This window comes from Chryseobacterium sp. LAM-KRS1 (assembly GCF_013184525.1).
GTDB classification, from domain to species: Bacteria; Bacteroidota; Bacteroidia; order Flavobacteriales; family Weeksellaceae; genus Chryseobacterium; species Chryseobacterium proteolyticum.
Genome location: NZ_JAAOIZ010000001.1, coordinates 551,955 through 575,157, shown reverse-complemented (window position 1 = coordinate 575,157; position 23,203 = coordinate 551,955). Strand labels below are relative to the sequence as shown.

The 23,203-nt window shown below is 36.0% G+C and carries 18 protein-coding genes; 8 read left to right on the top strand and 10 right to left on the bottom strand.

Annotation, left to right across the window (positions count from 1 at the left end; all coding sequences use genetic code 11):
* Positions 1–7: 7 nt before the first annotated feature.
* On the bottom strand, positions 8–2,542 hold the full coding sequence (locus G9C87_RS02570) for a phosphoenolpyruvate carboxylase (RefSeq protein WP_172277808.1): 2,535 nt from the start codon (positions 2,540–2,542) through the stop codon (positions 8–10).
* Between the two features lie 464 nt (positions 2,543–3,006).
* On the opposite strand from G9C87_RS02570, the gene G9C87_RS02565 reads away from it, so the two are divergent.
* From G9C87_RS02565 to G9C87_RS02555, 3 genes are read left to right on the top strand one after another with little or no spacing between them, the layout of a single operon-like run.
* Positions 3,007–3,672 carry a hypothetical protein gene (locus tag G9C87_RS02565; RefSeq protein WP_172277806.1) on the top strand — a complete coding sequence of 222 codons (666 nt, stop codon included), beginning with the start codon at positions 3,007–3,009 and terminating at the stop codon, positions 3,670–3,672.
* 54 nt (positions 3,673–3,726) lie between these two features.
* Positions 3,727–4,131, top strand: coding sequence for a hypothetical protein (locus G9C87_RS02560; RefSeq protein WP_172277804.1), 405 nt, complete (start codon positions 3,727–3,729; stop codon positions 4,129–4,131).
* 37 nt (positions 4,132–4,168) lie between these two features.
* Positions 4,169–4,774: a hypothetical protein gene (locus tag G9C87_RS02555; protein ID WP_172277802.1), complete on the top strand. Its 606-nt coding sequence runs from the start codon at positions 4,169–4,171 to the stop codon at positions 4,772–4,774.
* Positions 4,775–5,023: 249 nt separating this feature from the next.
* Here the strand turns inward: G9C87_RS02555 and lpdA are convergent, their stop codons facing one another.
* Positions 5,024–6,424 carry a dihydrolipoyl dehydrogenase gene (lpdA, locus tag G9C87_RS02550; RefSeq protein ID WP_172277800.1) on the bottom strand — a complete coding sequence of 467 codons (1,401 nt, stop codon included), beginning with the start codon at positions 6,422–6,424 and terminating at the stop codon, positions 5,024–5,026.
* A gap of 97 nt (positions 6,425–6,521) precedes the next feature.
* On the opposite strand from lpdA, the gene G9C87_RS02545 reads away from it, so the two are divergent.
* From G9C87_RS02545 to G9C87_RS02530, 4 genes are all read left to right on the top strand, one after another.
* Positions 6,522–6,926: a winged helix-turn-helix transcriptional regulator gene (locus G9C87_RS02545; protein ID WP_172277798.1), complete on the top strand. Its 405-nt coding sequence runs from the start codon at positions 6,522–6,524 to the stop codon at positions 6,924–6,926.
* A 115-nt stretch (positions 6,927–7,041) separates the two neighbouring features.
* A complete protein-coding gene (locus G9C87_RS02540; protein ID WP_172277796.1) occupies positions 7,042–8,205 on the top strand; it encodes an iron-containing alcohol dehydrogenase in 1,164 nt (387 codons plus the stop codon).
* Between the two features lie 205 nt (positions 8,206–8,410).
* Complete coding sequence (locus G9C87_RS02535) at positions 8,411–8,872, top strand: lipocalin family protein (RefSeq protein WP_172277794.1); 462 nt, start codon at positions 8,411–8,413, stop codon at positions 8,870–8,872.
* Positions 8,873–8,942: 70 nt separating this feature from the next.
* Positions 8,943–9,599 carry a GDSL-type esterase/lipase family protein gene (locus G9C87_RS02530; protein ID WP_172277792.1) on the top strand — a complete coding sequence of 219 codons (657 nt, stop codon included), beginning with the start codon at positions 8,943–8,945 and terminating at the stop codon, positions 9,597–9,599.
* A gap of 76 nt (positions 9,600–9,675) precedes the next feature.
* Here the strand turns inward: G9C87_RS02530 and G9C87_RS02525 are convergent, their stop codons facing one another.
* The 3 genes from G9C87_RS02525 to G9C87_RS02515 form a co-directional block, all read right to left on the bottom strand.
* On the bottom strand, positions 9,676–11,028 hold the full coding sequence (locus tag G9C87_RS02525; protein WP_172277790.1) for a DEAD/DEAH box helicase: 1,353 nt from the start codon (positions 11,026–11,028) through the stop codon (positions 9,676–9,678).
* 67 nt (positions 11,029–11,095) lie between these two features.
* Positions 11,096–11,605 (bottom strand): hypothetical protein, encoded by a 510-nt coding sequence (locus G9C87_RS02520; RefSeq protein ID WP_172277789.1) that lies wholly within the window; start codon positions 11,603–11,605, stop codon positions 11,096–11,098.
* Between the two features lie 42 nt (positions 11,606–11,647).
* Entirely contained in the window at positions 11,648–13,297 is a 1,650-nt protein-coding gene (locus tag G9C87_RS02515; protein ID WP_172277787.1) for an ABC1 kinase family protein, read from the bottom strand.
* 157 nt (positions 13,298–13,454) lie between these two features.
* Here G9C87_RS02515 and G9C87_RS02510 point away from each other — a divergent pair, with 157 nt between their 5' ends.
* Positions 13,455–13,616 carry a bacteriocin-like protein gene (locus G9C87_RS02510; RefSeq protein ID WP_172277785.1) on the top strand — a complete coding sequence of 54 codons (162 nt, stop codon included), beginning with the start codon at positions 13,455–13,457 and terminating at the stop codon, positions 13,614–13,616.
* Between the two features lie 66 nt (positions 13,617–13,682).
* Here the strand turns inward: G9C87_RS02510 and G9C87_RS02505 are convergent, their stop codons facing one another.
* From G9C87_RS02505 to purH, 5 genes are all read right to left on the bottom strand, one after another.
* Positions 13,683–15,191 (bottom strand): bifunctional GNAT family N-acetyltransferase/carbon-nitrogen hydrolase family protein, encoded by a 1,509-nt coding sequence (locus G9C87_RS02505; protein WP_172277783.1) that lies wholly within the window; start codon positions 15,189–15,191, stop codon positions 13,683–13,685.
* A gap of 82 nt (positions 15,192–15,273) precedes the next feature.
* Positions 15,274–18,249 (bottom strand): glycoside hydrolase domain-containing protein, encoded by a 2,976-nt coding sequence (locus tag G9C87_RS02500; protein ID WP_172277781.1) that lies wholly within the window; start codon positions 18,247–18,249, stop codon positions 15,274–15,276.
* Positions 18,250–18,571: 322 nt separating this feature from the next.
* Entirely contained in the window at positions 18,572–20,101 is a 1,530-nt protein-coding gene (gene guaA, locus G9C87_RS02495; protein WP_172277779.1) for a glutamine-hydrolyzing GMP synthase, read from the bottom strand.
* A gap of 158 nt (positions 20,102–20,259) precedes the next feature.
* Complete coding sequence (gene purD / locus G9C87_RS02490) at positions 20,260–21,498, bottom strand: phosphoribosylamine--glycine ligase (RefSeq protein ID WP_172277777.1); 1,239 nt, start codon at positions 21,496–21,498, stop codon at positions 20,260–20,262.
* Positions 21,499–21,590: 92 nt separating this feature from the next.
* The gene (purH, locus tag G9C87_RS02485; RefSeq protein WP_172277775.1) at positions 21,591–23,108 is read right to left on the bottom strand and encodes a bifunctional phosphoribosylaminoimidazolecarboxamide formyltransferase/IMP cyclohydrolase; all 1,518 of its coding nucleotides are present in this window, start codon (positions 23,106–23,108) and stop codon (positions 21,591–21,593) included.
* Positions 23,109–23,203 lie beyond the last annotated feature (95 nt).

Genomic DNA, 23,203 nt, shown 5'->3' with positions numbered 1-23,203 from the left:
TCCTTTGCTAAGCTGAGTTCCTACTCGCATTAATATTTCCAAACAATGATCTTGTTACCAGCTTTTCATAAGCTTCTTTGTTCCCTTCTCCTTTCTGGATCTTCATTAAAGCATATTGTTGGATGCTTAACAAAGGCAATACAATCTTTTCGCGGATCTTTACAGATTTTCTTGACAATGGATCTTCTTCCTGCAGCATGGTAAATCCGGTAAGTTCAAGCATGATATCTTTTGAAAGGTTATATTCTTCAAAGAGCACATTCCAGAATGCTCCGAATTTCGGATTGTTTTTAATATAGTAAGTAAGCGGGAAATAAGATTTATTCATACTCATCATAGAGTTTAAAACTAAAGTTTTAAAGAAGTCCGAACCTTTGTATAATTCTCTTACTTCTTCAAACCTTCCCTGCTTTTTCATTTCCTCCATGGCAAAACCAAAACCAAAAAATCCCGGCACATTCTGCTTCAGCTGGGACCACGAACCCACAAATGGAATAGCCCTTAGGTCTTCGAATTTCAATTCGTTCCCGTTTCCTCGTTTTGATGGACGGCTTCCAATATTCGTTTTACCATAGTATTCCAATGTACTCATTTCCTGCAAGTACGGAACGAACATCGGATGTGCTTTCAGATCGGAATATTTTTTATAACTGATCTCTGCCAGTTCACTGATCAGCTTTCTTTCTTTTTCAGTAAGGTCTTTTTTAGAGTTTTTAAATACATCGTTTTCCACTCCCGCCGTTAATAGCTGCTCAAAATTGTATTTTGCCTGCTCTTTATTTCCAAAAATACTGGTTATAGTCTGTCCCTGAATGGTTAGCTCAATTTTATTATTGGCAATGGTATTTCCCTGAGAAGCATAAAAATCATGGGTCTTTCCCCCTCCTCTGGCCGGAGGTCCTCCCCTTCCATCAAAAAATACTACTTTGATCCCTCTTTGTTCGGAAAGTTTAGTAAGAACTTCTTTAGCCTTGTAAATCTCCCAGTTGGCCTTTAAATACCCACCGTCCTTTGTTCCATCGGAAAAGCCCAGCATAATGGTCTGCTGATTACCTCTTTTTTGAAGATGTTTTTTATAAACCGGATTTTCGTAAAGTTCTTTCATTACCTTTTCAGCATTATCAAGCCCTTCCATGGTTTCAAACAAAGGAACAATGTCCATATTGATATTTTCTTCCTGATAACCGCAAATTTTGAAAAATGCATATACATTCATCACATCTTTCACAGCATCGGAGTTGGATATAATATAACGGTTCATTCCCCTCATACCATTCAATTGCTGAATTTCAGCAACTTCTGAAACAGTAAGCAAAGTATCCTTTACAATGCCTTCATAATCATCAGCCTTAACTGTTTTTGAATCCTGAATTAATCGGTTGAATTTTTCATTATGATCGGCTTCCTGATCTCCATATAATTTTGCAAAGACTTCATCTATAACCTGCTGATGAATCCTGCTGTCCTGACGAATATCTAATGTGGCGAAATGGGTCCCGAAAATTTTAACCCGGTCTTTGAAATTCACGAGAAGATCTAAAAATAATGAGTTATGTTCCCGTATAAGAATATGTTCTGCTTCATCTGCCCTTTTCAGAATATCTTCAGTGGTAATTTTGTGGTTATTAAAAATAGCCGCATACAATTCATCATTAAGCTGTTGTAAAACTTCCGACACGCCTCTGAAACTTAAACGTCTTCTGATAAATTTTAAATGGCTGTAATAAGATTTTAAAATTGCAGAACGAAGTTCTTCAGCGACTCTTTTGGTAACATCAGCCGTTACAAAAGGGTTACCATCCCGGTCTCCTCCCGGCCAAAAACCAAGCTGTATGATATCTTCATGCAAATGAAAATGTCCGTTTCCAAATGTTTTCCTGATCTTGGTAAACAATTCACCGATGGTATCGTAATACACATAGCGTAAATAGGAAATGATACTCAATGCCTCATCAATAGGAGTCGGTTTTTCTTTATTAACAAAAGGAGTTTTTCCCAGCTGCTGAAGAAGCATATCAATATTGGTAACAGAATCAGTGGTAATCGCTGACCTTAAATCCTGAATGATCCTCTGTACAGAACTTGGATAAAATTGTGTAGGGTGAGCGGTGAACACAACCTTTACTGTAAAATCCCTCAACTTTTCACGAACTTTTTCAAGTTTATGATCCTGCTGGGAGCGCTCAAAAAGATTGGTTACCGTTCCATTATCGCTCTCCGAATGTAGATTCGGAAAGGCAGCATCTTCAATACTGTCAAATAAAACTACCTGCCTTTCGATATATTGTATGATTTTAAAAAGCAATTCCAGTTTCTGTTCCTCAGTATGCAGGTCGGTATGGCTTTTAAAAAACTCCTCTACGATTTCTTCAGGGGTCTTTCCGGCCTCGTAACCGTTTTTGCTTTCTTCGTATAAAAATGGGAGTAACATCCCGATATTGGTCATTTTATCATAAGGCAAACTCATAAATAATGAATTGTAGATCTGGAATTTATTTTCTACAATCTGCCTGAATTTCTCTGCGCGTTGGTCATGTATCATATAACAAATGTAAGCGATTTTGAAATTAATTTAATTGACAAATGACAAAAATTAAGACCAAAATGCAAAAAAATAATATTAATTTTATAAATACTTTTGCAGAATAAACGCATAATTAACCATGAACTATCTTTGGAAAAGATTCAACTTAATTATTCTTATTTTTTTTAATTATTATTTCTTTATTAGGAACATTTTACAAACACATTTCTTTTGGTTGGGGATTGGGAGATCTAATAGGATATGCTATTTTATATTTAACAACAATTATCCATTTAATTTTAGAAAAAAAAGCAATTCATTTCATGCTATTCTCACTTTGATTTTTTTAATTCAAACTATTATAATTGTTTTAAAAGCTACTATTTGGCGCGGTTCTGAATATCCTTGGAACGGAAATGTTTTTTTATGAATCTCGTGTAAATTGAGTTTAAAATGTATATTCGCAAAAAATTTAACCAGAAATGAAATTCGGAATTATTTTTTATGCAATTTTAGGAAGTTTAGCTTTATTCATAGGTATTTATTTACTACAATATTTTATTCCTCTTTCTATTATTTTTTTCATTGCTTCATTCATCAATGGCGTTTTCATTTATAAAGAATATTCTTTTCATAAAAGTGATAAAATTGAATATGATGAAAATTCAGTTCCTGATGAAATTATAATCAAATATTCGCGTTCGGGTAGAATTATTGCTATTGCCACTTACGGTATATTTGTGATTCTAGGTTTGTTTTTTCTTTTAGGTTTTAAATTCAAATTTAACGGAGCTGCAATATTTATATTATGTATACTTCTTGGATTTACTGGCTATTTTATGTTCAAAATAATTTCAGAGATCAAAAAAATATCACAAATTATCATTTCTATTAATGGAAAAGGGATTCAGGTAAAAAATAATACTAGGTATTTGTGGAGTGAAATTCAACTTGAAAAGATTATTGTAAAGCGTTTGGTGAGCCGTGAATCTAAACATGATTATAAGCCTGAAATAAATTATTTATACTTTTTCCACAACAATGAAAAAATAGAAATCAACATTGATGATTTTGATATTACAGATGGTCAGCTTGCACAAGTTTTGAAAATATTCAGAGGTCGTTTTAATAATTCGAATATAGTATAGTTTTGATTACCAAATATTAATACCTAAATTTACTCTTCACACTATCCATCATCCATGAAAAAAATATTTACTTTTTTACTCGTAGCCCTTCTCTTCATCTCATGTGAAAAAGATTGTTATAATGCTCCTCTGCCGATCCTTTTTAAGTTTGTGGATTCTAATGATGAAAATCTTATTGCCAATGGAACATTGACAACTTATTCAGTTCAGGACGAAGATAACAATAGCGTACAACTATCCAAAACATCTGACAATATGATCATTGTAGAAAATGTAGGTGCTTATAATGGAACAAAAAAGTATAAATTCTTTTCTAATATTAAAGACTTAGATTTTTCAATACAGTCATCAGAATTTAATGGAGGGTGTGATGGCTATCAAATCAATAAATTAACGTTTACAGGTATAGATATTGATGTAACTGCTGAAAAAGGATATTATAAAATTGTATTGGAATAATTCTCTTTCTTAAATTTGCACCGGAAACACATTCTCTATGAAAGTAATCATCGCATTTTCCGTGATTCTCTCCAATCTGCTTTACAGCCAGATCAAGGTTCCTGATGATTATAAAAAAATTCCTGATATTCTCGATACGGTAGAATACCTTTACCCGTTCATTGTTCCTGATAAAGACTATGCTTACTGGCGCGTTCTGAGCAATGATATGGACTATGAAAAATCAGTACTCTATGAAAGCCAGGCTCCTGACTTTATGACCATCAATGAACCTGTTCCTGAAAAAGGTTTTTTCCAGAAATGTATTGGGAACAACTGCTTTTCATATATTCTTGCGTGCAAAAACGAAAGGTCTGTTTATTTTTCCAATGAACAGCAACTAAGAGATTTTATCGGAACAGTAGACAATCTTCCGGAGGCTATTTTACTGGCAAAAACGTATGGGTATTCTGTGGATACAAGTAAGCGATTTACCGGATCATATAAAATTGAAGACCGCCATATTTCAATGTACCTTATGCAATCAAAGGGTTGTCCGGCTGTGAAAGAATCTTTTTGGGTTAAAATCAATAGAAAAACCGGAAAACTGGAGGCAAAAAGCAATGGAGTATACACGAAGGATGAAAACTGTACTTCTTTGTAACTGAATTTTAAAAAACGCCAAGGCGCAAACTAATTTAACAAGATACAGCTTTAAGGCGCGAGGATTTTATCTGCGATAAAATTTATAAACTGCTATTTTAAACCATTAAGATTTTTTAAGTTGATGAGGATAGTTAAGGGAATAGCTAAAGCTATTTTTTTGCAAGATGCTTTTTTTCATCTAAGATGAATCTTAATTATTCTTATGCCCTTCACAGATCTTAATGGTTAAAATTTTAGCATGATTACTTTATATATTAATTGCTCCTTGTCCTGAAGCAATCAGGTAAGCCTCTTTTAAAGTTTCAGAATAGGTAGGATGTGCATAGGAAATACGGAACATGTCCTCTGCTGTCACTTCATATTCCTGGGCTATAACACCCTGGGCAATTAAATCCGCAGCCCTTGCTCCAATAATGTGAACTCCTAAGATCTCACCATATTTAGGATCTACCAGTACTTTTGCAAAACCTTCCGTATCCATTGATGCTCTGGCCCTGGCACTGGCCGAGAAAGGAAACGATCCTGACCTGTATTCGATCTGATTTTTTTTAAGATATTCTTCTGTAAATCCAACAGATGCCACTTCCGGCCAGGTATACACCACTGAAGGAATACGGTCATAATGGATATGGCGATTCTGGCCATTGATTGTTTCTGCAACAAGAACTCCTTCTTCCTCCGCTTTGTGGGCCAACATTGCACCACCGATAACATCACCTATTGCATAAATAGTAGAAACTGCTGTGCGGCATTTTTCATCTACTTCAATAAAACCACGGTTATTAACCTGCACCCTTGTATTTTCAAGTCCTAACCCTTCTGTATAAGGTCTTCTTCCCACCGCCATCAATACATAATCTCCTTCCAGCTCATTTTCTTTTCCGCCTTGATCACGAAAAAAAACTTTTGCCGAAGCTCCAAGATTTTCCGCTTTATAAACAGACTGGTTAAGATGTATTTCAATTCCTTCTTTTTTAAGAATCTTTTGAAGGCTCCTGCCCAACCCGTGATCCATTGTGGAAATAAGATGATCCGCGTATTCAAGAATGGTAACTTTAGTCCCAATTCTGCTAAAAATAGAGGCCATTTCAACACCGATTACCCCACCACCGATGATTATCATCGTTTTAGGCTTTTCCTGAAGAGAAAGAGCTTCGGTAGAAGTGATTATTCTTTTCTTATCAATTTCAATCCCGGAAATAGTTGAAGGCTTGGAACCTGTTGCAATGATGTAATGTTTAGCCACAACAGTTTGTTCACCTTCCTTTCCGCTGATCTGTATAGTGGAATCATTAATAAATCGGGCCATTCCCTGAATATGGGTGATTTTATTTTTATTCATTAAAAATTCAAGTCCGGAAGTATTTTTAGTTACGACCTCCGATTTCCTTTTATACATCTGGCTAAAATCAAGATTAATTTCATTGAGCATAATTCCATGGCTCCCAAACCCGTGCTGTGCTTCTGCGTAGTGATGGGTACTATCCAGTAATGCTTTTGTAGGAATACAGCCAACGTTTGTACATGTACCTCCCAATGTTGTATATTTTTCTATGATTACAGTTTTATAACCCAGTTGTGCACTTCTGATTGCAGCTACATATCCACCAGGGCCAGAGCCTATTACAGCAACGTCATAATTTTCCATTGATTTATTAATTTATTTATAATTAAATTTGCTTGCAAAATAAAAGTAAAATTAAATAAAAACTTTCATTTTGCAAGTGTTTTTTTCAATTAAAATTATGAGTAAAAAAAGATCCGACTGCCCTATCAGCTCTTCCCTTGAAATATGGGGAGATAAATGGTCTCTGCTTATCATCCGTGACCTTATGCTTCATAAAGAATGTACTTACGGAGCTTTTTTGAAAGCAGAGGAAAAAATAGCCACCAATATATTAGCCTCGAGGTTACAACATTTACTGGAAAACAGTATTATTGATAAAAAAGATCATCCTGAAAATAAATTAAAAGTCATTTATTCTCTCACTGAGAAAGGAATTGATCTCGTCCCTATCATCGTAGAGATCAATCTTTGGGGTGATAAATATTTATCAACACCTCCTGATAAAGTAGAGATGCTGAAAAGAATAAAAAAAGATAAAGAAAAGTTTATAGAAACTGCCAAAGCGTACCTGAAAGGAAAATGATACAATTCCCATACACTAATAGTTTTCATAAAACAGAATCATAATAATTTTAAAACTCCATTAACTCAGTTTTCACTTTGCATTCCGTAAATTTGGGTAAAATAAATTTACACTAATGCTCAATTTCGAATTTAAAAATCCAACCAAAATACTTTTTGGAAAAGGTGAAATCGCTAAAATTTCAAAAGAAATTCCTGCTGATGCCAAAATATTAATGATTTACGGAGGTGGAAGCATTAAAAGTAACGGCGTTTATGATCAGGTAAAAGAAGCTTTAAAAGATTATGAAGTGCATGAATTCGGGGGTGTTCCAGCTAATCCGGAATACGAGGTACTTATCAATGCACTGCAGGTGATCAAAGAGAAAGGAATTACTTTTCTCCTGGCAGTAGGTGGCGGTTCAGTTATTGACGGAACGAAATTTCTTTCCGCGGCAGCTAACTACCATGGTGAGCCTTGGGAAATCCTCACCAAACCGGTGAGAACCTTTGAAGGAGAAGGGATGCCTTTCGGAAGTATTCTGACTCTTCCTGCAACAGGTTCCGAAATGAACTCAGGATATGTTATTTCAAGAAGAGAAACTAACGAAAAATTATCCACAGGAGGTCCCGGTCTTTTCCCGCAATTTTCAGTTTTAGATCCGGAGGTTGTACGATCGATCCCTAAAAGACAAATCGTTAATGGAATTACTGATGCATACACTCACGTTCTTGAACAATATATGACGGCTCCATCTTCTGCAGACCTGCAGGAAAGAATTGCAGAAAGTATTTTGATCAGTCTTCAGGAAACGGCTCCAAAAGTAATGGCCGACAATTTTGATTATGATGCTGCCGGAAACTTTATGTGGTGCTGTACAATGGCCCTGAATGGTCTGATCCAGAAAGGAGTGATCACAGACTGGGCTGTTCATGCTATGGGTCATGAATTAACAGCTTATTATGGCATTGATCACGCGAGAACTTTAGCCATTATTGCCCCTTCCCATTACCGGTATAATTTTGATTCCAAAAAAGGAAAACTGGCACAATATGCTGAACGAGTTTGGGGAATTAAAGAAGGAAGTATTGAGCAAAAAGCAGAAGCTGGTATTAAAAAGCTGGAAGAATTTTTCCACAGCTTAAATATCCAGACTAAACTCTCTGAATATACCCAAGAATTTAAAGGAACTGCTGAAAGAGTGGAAAAAGCTTTTACAGACAGGAACTGGCTAGGTCTGGGAGAATACAAAAAGTTAACTCCTCAGGATGCTTATAAGATCGTAGAAATGAGTTACTAAACAGATTTGAGGCTGGAAGTCAGATAATAGAAGTTATTTGAATGATCAATTCCTTCATTTTAAAATATATAAATTCTAATCGTTTCTGACTTCCAACTTTTAATATAAAATTATTTTATTTGTAAACATTCGTTTAAAAAACCTTAATTTCATTATCTATATTTCAAATTTATTTATATTTTAGCATATTCTTAAATTTGTGAAAATGAAAAAACAACTACTTTTATTTGCCTTTTCAGCGCTAGCGCTTACTTCGTGTGAAGATGACAACATGCAGGCTTATGAACTGGATATGATGAAAGGAGAATGGAAGACAAGTAAAACAGAAATTATCTCCGGAAAAGACAATAAAACTGTACTTGCCTCTGATACTCCCAGCGGATGTAGTACCAAAAATACTACCGTGTTCAGAACCGATTATTTTACTTCATATACTTCTTATGCCGGAGTTGGTGCAGATTGTCAGCAGAATGGATTAAGTGAAGGAACCTTTAAATATGATACAGACTCTAAAGACCTTACCATAACATATGGAAATAGTGGGGAACTAAAATACAGAGTTGCAATTTTAAATAGTACGGAACTTAAGCTCCAACAGCTTTTTGGCAATATAGATATTAATGGAGACCAGGTTGTAGATATCGCCTACATTACCTATAAAAGATAAAACCACACTCCCGAAAAGTTCGGGAGTTTTTTTTGAGACGGGTTTTCAATAACTAAAAATTATTAAAAAAATGAAGAAGATTTTATCAGCATTCTTATTGCTGTCATTTGCCATTTTCTTTTCACAGGAAAAAAAACCGATGTTCTGGCAGGACATTCAAAATTTCAAAAAATTAGATAAGGAAACTCCACCACCCAAAGATGCTATTCTTTTAATCGGCAGCTCATCTTTTACGAGATGGACAGACATGGCGAGTTATTTTCCTGGTAAGGTAATCATCAACAGAGGATTTGGTGGTTCAAGATTAACAGACCTGAATGCCTATGCTGATGATCTTCTCGCTCCTTATCAACCCAAACAAATCATCATTTATTGCGGGGATAATGATTTTGCAGATAATCACGATTTAAAAGCAGATGTGGTTGTCAAGCGTTTTAAGACTTTCTATAAAAAGATTCGTCAAAGGTTTCCTAACATAGAAGTCGATTACATTTCAATTAAATTTTCGCCAAGCCGGGAAATTCTCTGGCCACAAATGAGAGAAACCAACAAACAGATTGCCGCCTTTATGAAAAAGGAAAAAAATGCTGAATATATTGATATCACTAAGGCAATGGAAGATGCGAATGGAAATGTAAGAAGAGATATTTTCCTTGAAGATATGCTTCATTTAACTCCGGAAGGAAATAAGATCTGGGCAGATGTGATAAGACCTTATATGAAATAGCAGTTGTTAACAGAAGATACCTTCTCCACATCCGCAAACAAAAAGCTTCATCTTAACCGATGAAGCTTTTTGTTTATTATTTCTTTCTTTTTGATTTCGAAATTGCTTTCTGCTGTGCCCTGTTAGCCCCAAATTTCTTTGGTGCTTTTCTTTTAGAAGGTCCACCCCAGTTTTCCTTTTTATTCTTATCTTTTTTCTCATGGAAAGCTCCACCTCCTTCGTAAAGCTTCACCTGTGCCGGATTCTTCATTATAATCTGGTCTTCTTCTGATGCAATCTTCTTAGGGTTGATTTTTACTTCTTCAGGGAAATCTATAAATTTCAGCTCTTTATCCATCAAAAGCTCGATATCCAGTACCAACGGTTCTTCTTTTTTTGTAACAAAAGTAACAGCTTTACCGTTTTTATCTGCTCTACCTGTTCTACCAATTCTATGGATATACTGTTCAGGAACTTCAGGAGTTTCAAAGTTGATGACATGGGTAATATCTGAGATATCAAGTCCCCTTGCCATAACGTCTGTAGTGATAAGGCCTCTGATTTCTTCATTTTCAAAGCGTTTCATCGCTTTCAACCTGTAATTCTGAGATTTATTGGAGTGAATAACATCAAATTGTCCGGGGAAAAGTTCCTCAATCTTTGTAAATAACAAATCGGAGTTCTTCTTATTATTGGTAAAGATCAGAACTTTAGACATTTCAGCGTCACTTTTTAGTAAATGCTCCAGTAGATTGATCTTCGTATTGAAATTTTCAACTTTATATCCTGTCTGTTCTATCTTTTCCAGAGGAGTTCCGGACTTTGCCAATGAAATTTCTATAGGATGTGCAAAATATTCATCCAGCATTTCATCTACGGCTTCCGTCATTGTAGCAGAGAAAAGGATATTCTGTCTTTTCTCTTTCATCATTTCAAAAATATGAGTCAGTTGTGGTCTGAAACCTAAATTAAGCATTTCATCAAACTCATCAATGATCAGCTTCTGAACTTCTTTAAGAGAAATTGCGTTATCAATTGCCAGATCCATTACCCTTCCCGGAGTTCCTACCAAAATATCACATCCGTTATCAAATAAAAGCTTCTGTGTATTGATATTTTTTCCTCCGTAAATTCCGATAACTCTTGCGGTAATATTGGAGGTCAACTTTTCAAGAATTTCAGTTACCTGTACCACCAGCTCCCTGGTAGGAACCAATACCAATACCGTTGGATTTCCACTTTTGTTATACTTCCAGGTCTTAAGAACCGGTAAAAGATATGCTAAAGTTTTTCCTGTTCCGGTTTGGGCAATTCCCATTACATCCCTACCCGAAAGTATCGGGCTGATACTCTTTTCCTGAATAGGAGTAGGTTCAAACAGTTCCAAATCTGCTAAAACATCAAGAATTTTTACCGGCAGGCCAAAATCTGCAAAAGTGAGTTTTTCCATTTTGCAAAGATAGGTATTAAAATGTACAATGTAAAATGATAGTTGAATGGTTGATGAATAGCAGGTTTTAATTTACTTTAACGCTTTGACTCACTATCTTGATATCATCATCTTTCCATTGGCTTGACGTAATAATTACATGCCCTTTCTTTCGAGGATCTTTTTTGATCGGAAATTTATCGGCTTCCCATTGCGAGCAATGGGTTGAAATAGGTTTCACTAAAGGCTTCCAATCGGTTTTGCTGTTGGTATATACATAAAACGGAGCCCAGCAGCTTGTACACCAAAGCGTATAAGCCCCGATATCATCTTTTCCGTCCCCATTAAGGTCTCCGAGGTTGTACAGTTCAACACCATTTGCTTTTGAAACGGTAAAAGACTTTATTTTTTTGTCACTAAAATAAATTACCGTTTCGCACGCTCCATCACATTCTTCAGTGCAGTCATTTATCTTAAAATAAGCATACTCCTTTGTTCCATTTCCATCGTAATCACCCAGAATTCCTTTTTCTTCTTTATTTTGAGCTGACAGGACAGAACCTCCAAATGTCAGAACAGCTAAAATCATTAGTTTCATATGGTTATTTTTTATTTTAAATGAATATTTCTTCTAAAAAAATTACTTTCTGGTTATCCTCAGTAACAGAATCAAAACCAATATCACTGAAAAGATAAACCCCAATACCGCTATCAGTGACATTTCTCCGATCCTTGGAGGAGCCTCTGACACAAAAACAATTGCCGTTGCAATCATGTTTGCTCCCAATATGAGCGCTAAAATCATATTAACCGCACTGGATTTGATGATCTGATTCGTTTTGTCGATATTTTTAATTTCACTGGAAATGCTAAACTTATTTTCATCCAGCTTTTGTAAAACAGAACGGAGTTCTCTGGGAATTTCGTCTACATTATCCGTGAAATTCATCATTTTATCCATTCCGGTTTTAAGTATATTTTTCGGACTTATTTTTTTGGCAAATATCTTTTTGGTATAAGGATTAAGACTTTTAACAATGTCCAGATCCGGATTAATATTCCTTCCTACTCCCTCTATAAGGCTGATTCCTTTAAACAACAGATAAAAATAGTCCGGCATATGAAGGCGGTTATCTTTCAAAATGTCTTTCATTTTATTGATTACCGTCTGAACATTGATATCCTGCAAAGAAGAACTATGAACAAAATTCAGAATATCATTTACATCATTTTCAAATCTTCTTTCGTCCGGAATTTCATAACTGACAGCCATCTTCTTCAGATACCTCACTATTTTGTGTGAGTTTTTCGCTACAAAACTTACAATAAGATCCTCAAGGATTTCTTTATCATTAGGCTGAATCTGCCCTACTGCTCCAAAGTCAATAAAAACAACTTTTCCATCCTTCTTTACCAGGATATTTCCGGCATGCGGATCTGCGTGAAAGAAACCATAGTCGAGGATCTGAGATACAAACAACCTTAATCCCGCTTCAGAAACCTTTACAGGATCAATATTATGGGCTAAAAGTCCTGCTTTATCAGTGACCTTTATTCCATCAATAAATTCCATACAGAGAATGTTATTATTGGAAAATTCCTCATAAACTTTTGGAACGTAGGTCTCCTTATTATTTTTAAAGTTTCGTGTAAACTGTAAAATATTATCTTTTTCATTGATCAGAGAAACTTCCTCAAGCAACGATTTCTCAAATGTGGATATAGCCTGTTTTAAGTTCAGTTTCTCTCCAATTTCAGAATAAGAAGAAACAAGCCTTTCCAGGTCTTTGATCAAAAGCAAATCATCTTCAATAACGGTCTGCACATCGGCTTTTTTTATCTTTAGGATTACACTGGTCCCATCTGCTAAATTAGCCTTATACACCTGTGCAATTGATGCGGTTGCTAAGGGTTGGGACTGAATTTCAAGAAAATGATCCTTCACTGAAATATTGAATTCATTTTCCAGGATTTCAGTTACATTCATTTCTACAGTATCCACCTTATCCTGTAGTTTCTGTAACTCCTGAATCAGTTCCGGGGGAAGTAAATCTTCCCTGTTGCTAAATGTTTGTCCCAGTTTCACGAATGTTGGCCCCAATTCTTCCAAAACCAATCTGATCCTTTCGTAAACAGTTCCTTTTGAAATAATTTCATCAGAACGTTCAGAATCCTCCTCTTCCTGCTTATTCCCATTCATCCGGGCCAGCATATCTTTAAAACCATATTTGCTTAATACGGAAATCAGCCTGGCAGATCTTTTCAGTTTTCTCTGTTGCTTATCAAACATAATTGTGAATAATAAGTGCAAATTACTCCAAAAACCATTCCTAATACAATATCCAAAGAACTATAGAAGAAAAAAAATCCATCTTTATTGTTATTTGCAGGATTTTTTTATCTTTATAGGGTACAAAAATTATTACTAACCCGTAAAATATTACAAAATGAAAAATTTACCGATCAAAAAATTATCAAGAGAAGAATTAAGAACTGTTTCAGGAGCTGGAATTATCGTAGGATGCTCAAATCAATGTTGTCCTACAGACGGAAGACCTAGATGTCCAAAATTGATTTGCCCGGCTGTAGTTTGTCCACAACTTCAATAAGATAGGGGTAACAAAAATTATTTATAAAAAAACAGAATGCTTTTGCATTCTGTTTTTATTTGTTAACTATTTAAGATAAGTTTCATAGAGATCATTTCTCCTGTCTTTGAGAATCTGAACAGAACCATTATAGTGAAGGTCTTTTAAAAGATTTAGATCTACATCCACAATCAAGGTCATCTCCGTATTAGGGGTTGCTTCCCCTTTTACGGCATTAGATGGGAAAGCAAAATCAGAAGGGGTAAATACAGCTGCCTGGCCGAATTGAATATCCATATTATTCACTCCCGGTAAGTTCCCTACACAGCCAGCTATGGCAACATAACATTCATTTTCGATGGCTCTTGCTGCAGCACAATGGCGAACCCTCATATAAGCATTTTGAGTATCTGTAAGGTAAGGGACAAAAAGGACCTTCATTCCCTGGTCTGCCAGAATTCTAGGCAGTTCCGGAAACTCCACATCATAGCAAATTACAAGACCTATTTTTCCGCAATCGGTATCGAATACTTTAATTTCATTCCCACCTTTCATTCCGTAGTATTTTCTTTCATTAGGCGTAATATGAATTTTCCTGTATTCATCAATGCGTCCGTCACGGTGCAACAGGTAGCTGACGTTATAAAGGTCATTATTTTCAGGATCAAAAACCGGCATGCTTCCTGAAATAATATTCACATTATAACTGATAGCCAGTTCCGAGATTCTCTCTTTGATCTGGTCAGTTAGTTTTGCCAACTCAATCATGCTATCTCTTTCCGATAGTTTGTTAAATGGTGCCAGCAAAGGAGTATTGAATAGTTCCGGAAACAAAACGAAATCAGATTTATAATCTCCCATTACATTAACAAAAAACTCCACCTGCTCATAAAAGGCATCAATATTCTTAAAGTGCCTCATTTGCCATTGTACAAGGCCAAGCCGGATAATACTATCCTGCATCGTGTTTGGCTTTTTACTGTAATAGATATTATTCCATTGCAGCAAAACTGCATTTTCCTTTGAAGACTCATCTTCCGGAAGATATTTTTTTAAAACACGGATGGGTAAAAAGTTATTGGAAAGCTGAAAAGATAAAACAGGATCATAAATTTCCTTATCCCTCACTTTCCGTATATAATCTCTCGTCGATAATTCGTCACTGTATTTGTGGTAATTCGGAATTCTTCCCCCCAACACAATTGATTTCAGATTCAATTGTTCGCATAATTCTTTTCTTGCATCATACAGTCTTCTTCCCAATCTCAGTTCACGGTATTCCGGATCTACAAAAACTTCGATCCCATACAGTACATTTCCTGTTGACGAATGGGTATTGAAAGTATAATTTCCGGTAATATCACTATAAGTATGATCGTCTCCGAATTCATCATAATTTACGATGATGGAAAGCGCCACAGCAGCTAATTTGCCATCTACTGTAATACAGATCTGTCCCTTTGGGAATATTTTCGTTAATTTTTCGATGCTTTTTTTAGACCATACATATTCTGACATCTGAGGGTAGGCACGCCTCATTGTTTCTACCAGTTCATCATAATCCTGTACACTTAAGGTCCTTGTATCTACTTGCATTTTATATAAATTTTATTAAATTTAAGTAAAATAAATCAGATTATGTGCCAGATTTCCTTATATCCGGGGCGAGTTCTTTAATCTATTGAATAATTATTAAACATCCTTTGTTTTTCTCCACACTAATTTCATCATTGATATTAAATGTCTTTGCTTCCTGAAAATCTTTAATTGCAGGAGTACTTATTTTCACATTCTTCGGGTCTATGCCTAAACCTTTCCAATCTATTTTCAGCTTCACTCGAATATCCTGAGGAGCCCAGCTTGCAAGGGAAACCATGATCTTTTTTTCCTGTTTATAAATTGTAGCCAGTACTGCTGGATTATCTGTTTTCACAGGATTGTCAGGAACCCAATAGCCAATCATCTTTGAGCCTTTAATTCCGAAATCATCCCAGGCTTTCCACAGATGAGTTGGATTACTTTTTGCCGACCATCCCAGACGACTTGTCATGCCATAAAGCATTCCCCGCCAGGGATTGCCATCATCCTGAAGCATTTCTCCCATTAGCCCGAAAGGAATACCACTCACCTCAGTTAATAAAAATTCAGGATTATTGTTGTTATAATCAAAATATTCCCCAAACCATAAACGGTTGATATAAGGAAAATGCTCAAGATAAAGATTGGCACTGTTATTAAAACCATCCTTATCATTATACTGATTTGCAGAATGCAGATCAATGATACCGGGATGTCCATTCTGGGTCATTACTCTTTTAATCCTCTTCATGGTTACCCTGTCAAATGCTACATCGTCGAGATAAATTCCGTCAATCCCTAAATTATTGACCAGCCAATTCATCCCTTCCACATAATAATTATGCCAACGGTTCATCCCACTATTAATAATTGCAGCATCTTTAAATTCCGGCACATACCAGGCTGCGATATAGTGATCATGAAGATGCTCCTGCAGCCATGAATAGCCTCCACCCTTTCCTGCGGAAAAAACTTCCTGACCCAAACTTTTCACGGGGTATAGCTCATACATCCGGTTAGAAACCTCCCTGATCGTATTGTAAATTTTCACCTTTAAACCTTTCTCGTGCGCTTTCATAATGTAGTCCTTCATCTCTTTCGTCGCTACAAACGGATAATTGATATAAGGATTGATCTCATTTCCGTGATGAATGTTGATTACATTAGCTCCACTGGCTTTTATCGTATCAACCGGCTTATAAGCATGATAAAAACGGTTATTCCATTGTTCCTCTGTATTGATCGGATGGAACGGAGTAATCAACAGATGAAAGTTATAATATAGTTCATCTCCTTTTTTCATGCTGCGGGCCCCACTAAAATTATTGACAACAATTTTTCCTCCGGCTTCTTTTATCGTGATCCCTCCTTTATTTTCATTACCCCATGAAGATGGCAGAATCAATGGTTTTTGAAGGTAAAAATTGGTATTAAGCGGACGTGAATAATTCTGGTCTCTTAAAGAAAATTGTATTCCGGCATTTACGTTGCCCAACCATGCTCCATCCTGGTTTTTTTTGGCAACATCCCATTTCCAGTTAAAATGATCCGGTCTGTAACCTCCTTTCTGTCCTAATCCCATCATATAGGTTGCTTTATCTTTCTCAAAAGGAATCTGCAAGGCAATATCATCAATCTGCATATCTTTTAATGCAGTAATCTTCACACTGTATTCCATAAATCCGTCAAATTCTATGGAACCTTCTACCTTCATTTGTAAGTTCCCTGAAGTATTTGTGCTTATCCAGGATATTTTACCTTCTTCTTTTCCTATAAACTTAATTCCTGAATTTTTGAAGTTCTCAGGTTTTGCCCCGGGTCCCTTTACTACAAAATGTATAGGTTCACTTAGTATTGAATTGGCCTTTTCTCCTATTGATGTCATTTCCGTAGTAAAAAAAGTCTGAATCTGCTTAGGAAATCCTGAAGCATCTAATTGTACCTTCCTTCCCAGTAAGGAAATTTCCTGTCCTTTGAGCTGTAATGGTGTATAGGGTTTGATTACGGTATTAGCCTGCGCCAAGGTAGAATTAAGCCATGGCAACCTGGTCATTTTCCAGGGTTCATCAAAACCTTTATTAACAGGTTTTTCCCCACTTATGTTTAATACAATTTTCACTGTTTGTACAGCAGCATTTTCTGGATGAATGGTAATTGTCCCTTCATAGATTCCGGGAGAAGTATTTTCAGGGATATCAAAGCCACACCAAAAAGCCTGTAAATCATCTTTTTTTACATTTGCGTTTAACTCCAGCTTTTCTCCTTTATAATCTGTACCGTTTGTATTGATACAATTAAAATATCGGGAATCTATTGTCGCCCCTGAAGTACTTTTTAATGAAGAAGCTGTTATTTTTACTTTTTCAAGATTAATTTTTACTGGTAAAACCCCGATCTGAAAAGCATAAAATAGGCCTCTTTCAGTATTTCCATGAAGAACAGATGAGTCCTTTTTATCATCCACCCAACGTTGAGGGATTATATTCATTTTAACAGGGGTTTCTCTAGTTTCCGGGAATACAAAATAAGACTGACCTTCATGTTTTTTCATGTATTCTGCAATCTCTTTTTTAGTCGCAATTACTTCCATCGGATCATTGGAGTTGAACTTATCCACCGACTCTATTCTTATCACACTGGCCAATGGTACGGCTCCAACATCTTTAGCAGTCGCTGTATTGGTCCTCTTAAGGTAAGTCGCTTTGGGATAATTCGTTCTTTCATCCAACTTATAGGGAAGAAAATAGACATAGTAAATTCCCTTTCCTGAAACCGGATTAAAAACAAATGAACCTTCTTCTTCATTCATACTCAGGTACGCATCCGGCTCATACTGTTTTTGAGTAAGGCTGTCTATAATTATGACCTTCTGATCAGCTTTTACATTTATATTTCGCCAGGGAATGACGGCCTTCGCCTGCTTTGAAGATTCATTCCACCGCAATACTGCCCGTTGATTACCCAATTCATCGGCATTCCATTTCTGGATTTGAGGAGGATAGACATGTTGTGCATTACTAAAATTTGGAATAAGGCTTCCTGTCAGAATCAGTGGGAAAATTTTTTTTAAAAGCATATTAAATGAGATAAAGTGGTCAATGATTTACTATTTTTCAAATTTAAGATAAATCACAATACATAGAAAATATTAAACAACTCTTAACACATTACAGGTAAATAAAGAAAGAATATCTCCTCAGAAATAAAAAAAACCTCCCATAAGGGAGGTTCAAAAACACAAATGATGAAAAAAAAATTATTATATCTATTAGAATATAAATCATGTAATTCTTATACAAATGTACGGCCTAAAAATAAAATAAATCATGAGCTTAATCATAAAATACAAAATCCTACTAAAAAAGTAGGATTCTGCATTTTTATGTTTATAAGTAAGATTATTCCCACTCAATAGTTGCAGGTGGTTTGCTTGAAATATCATAAGCTACCCTGTTAATTCCTCTTACTTCATTAATGATCCTGCTGGAAACAGTATCTAAAAATTCATAAGGAAGTCTGCTCCAGGTTGCCGTCATAAAGTCGATTGTATTGGCAGAGCGAACTACCGCAGTGTATTCATAGGTTCTTTCGTCTCCCATTACTCCAACAGACTTAACCGGAAGCAATACTACAAAAGCCTGAGAAACTTTTTCGTAAAGATCATTTTTGTATAATTCTTCAATAAAGATATCATCAGCTTCCTGAAGAATTCTTACTTTTTCTGCATCTACAGCTCCTAAAATTCTGATCCCTAAACCAGGACCCGGGAAAGGGTGTCTGTATACCAAATGATGAGGAATCCCCAACTCTTCCCCTACTTTCCTTACTTCGTCTTTGAAAAGCTCTCTAAGAGGCTCTAAAAGCTCAAATTCCATTTCCTCAGGAAGCCCTCCTACATTGTGGTGAGATTTGATCACTGCTGATGGTCCGTTTACAGACTGACTTTCGATTACATCAGGATAAATTGTTCCTTGTGCTAAAAACTTAGCTCCTTCAATTTTATGAGATTCTTCATCAAAAACATGGATAAATTCGTTTCCGATGATCTTTCTTTTTTGTTCAGGATCATCTACTCCAGCCAATTTTGATAAAAATCTTTCTGAAGCATCAACCAATTTAATGTTCATATGGAAGTGCTCTCCATAATTCTCCATTACTTTTACATCTTCATTTTTTCTCAAAAGACCAGTATCCACAAAGATACAAGTCAGCTGATCGCCAATTGCCTTATGAATCAAAACTGCAGCAACAGAAGAGTCAACACCTCCTGAAAGCCCAAGGATTACTTTATTATCTCCTACTTTTTCTTTGATATCAGCAACTGTTCTTTCAATATAATTGGTAAGCTTCCAATTTTTCTCAGCATTACAGATCGAGAAAACAAAGTTTTCAAGCATTTTACCACCTTCTTCTGTATGGGAAACCTCTGGATGGAACTGAACGCAATAGATTTTTCTTTCAGAATTTGAAATAGCAGCGATAACTCCCGATTTTGCATTTAATTCAAAACCTGCCGGCAGATCACCTACTTCATCAAAGTGGCTCATCCAAACCACAGAATTCTGACTTACCCCTTCTAATAGAGCATTTTCTTTAATAATATCAAGGTGAGCCTTTCCGTACTCCCCTTTTTCTCCTTTATTTACTTTTCCTCCTAAAACATGTGCCGTAAGCTGCATTCCGTAGCAAATACCCAGTACAGGAATTCCCTGTTCGTATAATGCTTTCTCAACCAGGTGAGCATTTTCTGCATTTACAGAACTTGGCCCTCCAGAAAGGATAATTCCTTTAGGCTGGCGTTCAAGAATTTCTTGTAATGGTGTATTGTAAGGTAAGATTTCCGAATATACTCCCATTTCACGGATTCTTCTTCCGATAAGCTGGTTGTACTGAGATCCGAAATCTAATATGATAATACCGTTGTTCATTTTATAATTGATTTGTTTGAAAGATATCAGATTTCAGACATCAGATTTCAGATTTTAGTCTGAAGTCTTGAATCTAGCATCTGACTTCTTATTTCTAATATTAACTGTTTTACAAAAAAAGACTTGGAAACGTTCCAAATCTTTTTTTATGATTTTTATTAAAACTTTCCGATGTCTTCTCTGTAGAAACTGTAATCAAAGTGAACCGGAAGTGCATCTTCGTATACTTTCTTGCGAGCTTCTTCATAAGTAGCACCCGTTGCAACCAGGTTAAGAACTCTACCCCCGTTGGAAACCACTTTGTCTCCTTTTCGGATCGCTCCGGCGTGTAGCAACTGACTGTGTTTTACTTTATCTTCTCCTTTGATCTCGAAGCCTATTTCTATATTTCTCGGGTAACCTCCTGAACACATTACCAGACATACGGCTTTTTCGTCTTTAAACTTAAGCTCGATGTCTTTTCCGCTCATACAGTCATTGATTACATCCAAAAGATTGTTTTCCATAAGAGCCATCAATACCTGAGTTTCAGGATCTCCGAATCTCATGTTGTATTCAAGCAGGTAAGTCCCGTTTTTAGTAACCATTAATCCGAAGAAGATAATCCCTTTAAAGCTGAATCCTTCTTCTTTAAGACCGCGAACAGTAGGCTCCAAAATATTTTTTTCAAAATCAGCCTGATGTTCAGCAGTAAATTCCGGGCTTGGTGCCACAGATCCCATACCACCTGTATTAGGCCCTGTATCTCCGTTTCCGGCTTTTTTATAATCTTTAGCAGCAATACAAGGGAATAGTTTTTCTCCGTTTGAGAAAGCAATGATTGAAGCTTCAAAACCTTGTAAGAATTCTTCGATAACCAAACGGATACCTGCATCTCCATAAATTCTGCGAATCATGAAATCGTGGATTGTAGCTTCAGCTTCTTCCAGAGTATCACAAATTACAACCCCTTTTCCGCCTGCTAAACCACTTGCTTTGATCACTAAAGGGTATTCCTGAGTCTGAACGTATTCTTTAGCTTCGTTATATGAATCAAATACTACAGCTTTTGCTGTTTTAATATCATAGGTCTGCATAAATTTCTTAGAGAAAGCCTTGCTTCCTTCAAGACTTGCCACTTTCTGGTTCGGACCAAAAACTTTAAGATCATGTTTCTTAAACTCATCTTTCAAACCAGCTACAAGTGGAGCTTCAGGACCTACAATCGTTAGATCCACCTTTTCCTTGATAGCAAAGTCTCTAAGTTCTTTAATTTCTGATAAATGAACATTTTTCCCTATTACATCCGTACTTGCATTTCCATTAGCAAAAAACATTTTAGTAACTCTGGAGTCTTCATGAAGTTTCGCTGCCAATGCAGACTCTCTTCCACCTTCACCTATGATTAAGATTCTCATACTTTATTTAATTATCTAGTCTATATTATACAAATATATAATTTTGAAAGCGATAAATGCCACCTCAAAACTACTTTTTAATTCTAATTTAATTAATGTAAAAAATGTCTAACTCCTGTAAACATCATCGGAATTCCGTGCTCATTTGCAGCTTCGATGCTTTCCTGATCTTTTACACTTCCTCCCGGTTGGATGATCGCTTTGATACCTTCCTTAGCGCAGAAATCTACAACATCACGGAAAGGGAAAAAAGCGTCTGAAGCTAATACAAGATTTCCGGAGAATTTCTCTTTAGCTCTTTCGATTGCCTGCTGAGTTGCCCAGATTCTGTTAACCTGGCCTCCTCCGATTCCAAAAGCCTGAATACCGTTAGAAACTACTATCGCATTAGATTTTACATATTTTACAACCCTTTGAGAGAAAAGCAATGCTTTTTTCTGCTCTTCAGTAGGCTGTACATCGGTAACTACTTTAATATCTTCAGAGAAATAAGTATCGTTATCCTGAACCAGCATTCCTCCATCAATTTTCACCCATGTCTGCTTATCGGAAACCGGATTTACGATCTTTATAATTCTTAGGTTTTTCTTTTTTCTTAAAATTTCAAGAGCCTCCTCATCAAAATCAGGAGCCATAACAATTTCAAGGAAAGTTTTGTTTAATTCTTCAGCAGTAGCCGCATCGATCTTATAGTTCATTGCAACAATTCCGCCAAAAATTGAAATAGGATCACATTCAAAAGTTTTTTGATACGTTTCCAATGCTGAAGTCCCGATCGCCACGCCACAAGGTGTAGAGTGTTTCACTGCACAACAAGCCATCTCTTCTTTAAATTCAGTAACCACTTTCCAGCAAAGATCCATATCACGAAGATTGTTGAAGGAAAGTTCTTTTCCTCCAAGTTGTTCGAAATCTTTCATCGCTCCGTTTTCGAAAGTGGAAACATAGTAAGCAGCAGTCTGATGAGGGTTTTCACCGTATCTCAGATCAGCAGATTTTTTATAAGATGCACTTAAATAAGTAGGATATTCCTCTTCTAAAAGCATTCTTGAAATAGCAGCATCGTAAGCAGAAGTAAGATTGAACACTTTACCGGCCAACTTTTTACGGGTTTCGATATACGTGTCTCCATTCTGTTCCATTTCAATTTTTACGGTTGTATAATCTTCAACATCAGTAATTACAGTAACAGAGTCAAAATTTTTGGCTGCTGAACGAAGCATTGAAGGACCACCGATATCGATAAATTCTACCTTTTCATGTAGAGAAATATCTTTGTTTACGTTTTCAAAGAAAGGATAAAGGTTTACAATAACCATATCGATCAAACCAATTCCGTGTTCCTGAACCGTCTTCATGTGTTCTTCATTGGAACGGACAGCAAGGAGCCCGCCATGAACTTTTGGATGCAGGGTTTTTACTCTGCCATCCAGCATCTCAGGGAAATTGGTCACCTCATCAATCTGAATCGGATTCAGACCGGCTTCCTTCAAATGTTTGAAGGTACCTCCGGTAGAAATCAATTCGTAGTTTTGAGCTTCCAAAAACTGAGCGAATTCTATTAATCCACTTTTGTCAGAAACACTGATTAAAACTCTCTTTTTACTCATCTTACTTTCAATTTTTTACTTTTCACAGCTATCTCAAACTGTATTCCCGGTCTTTCACCCCCGGATTTACTTTTATTTTACTTAGATTTTTTTTA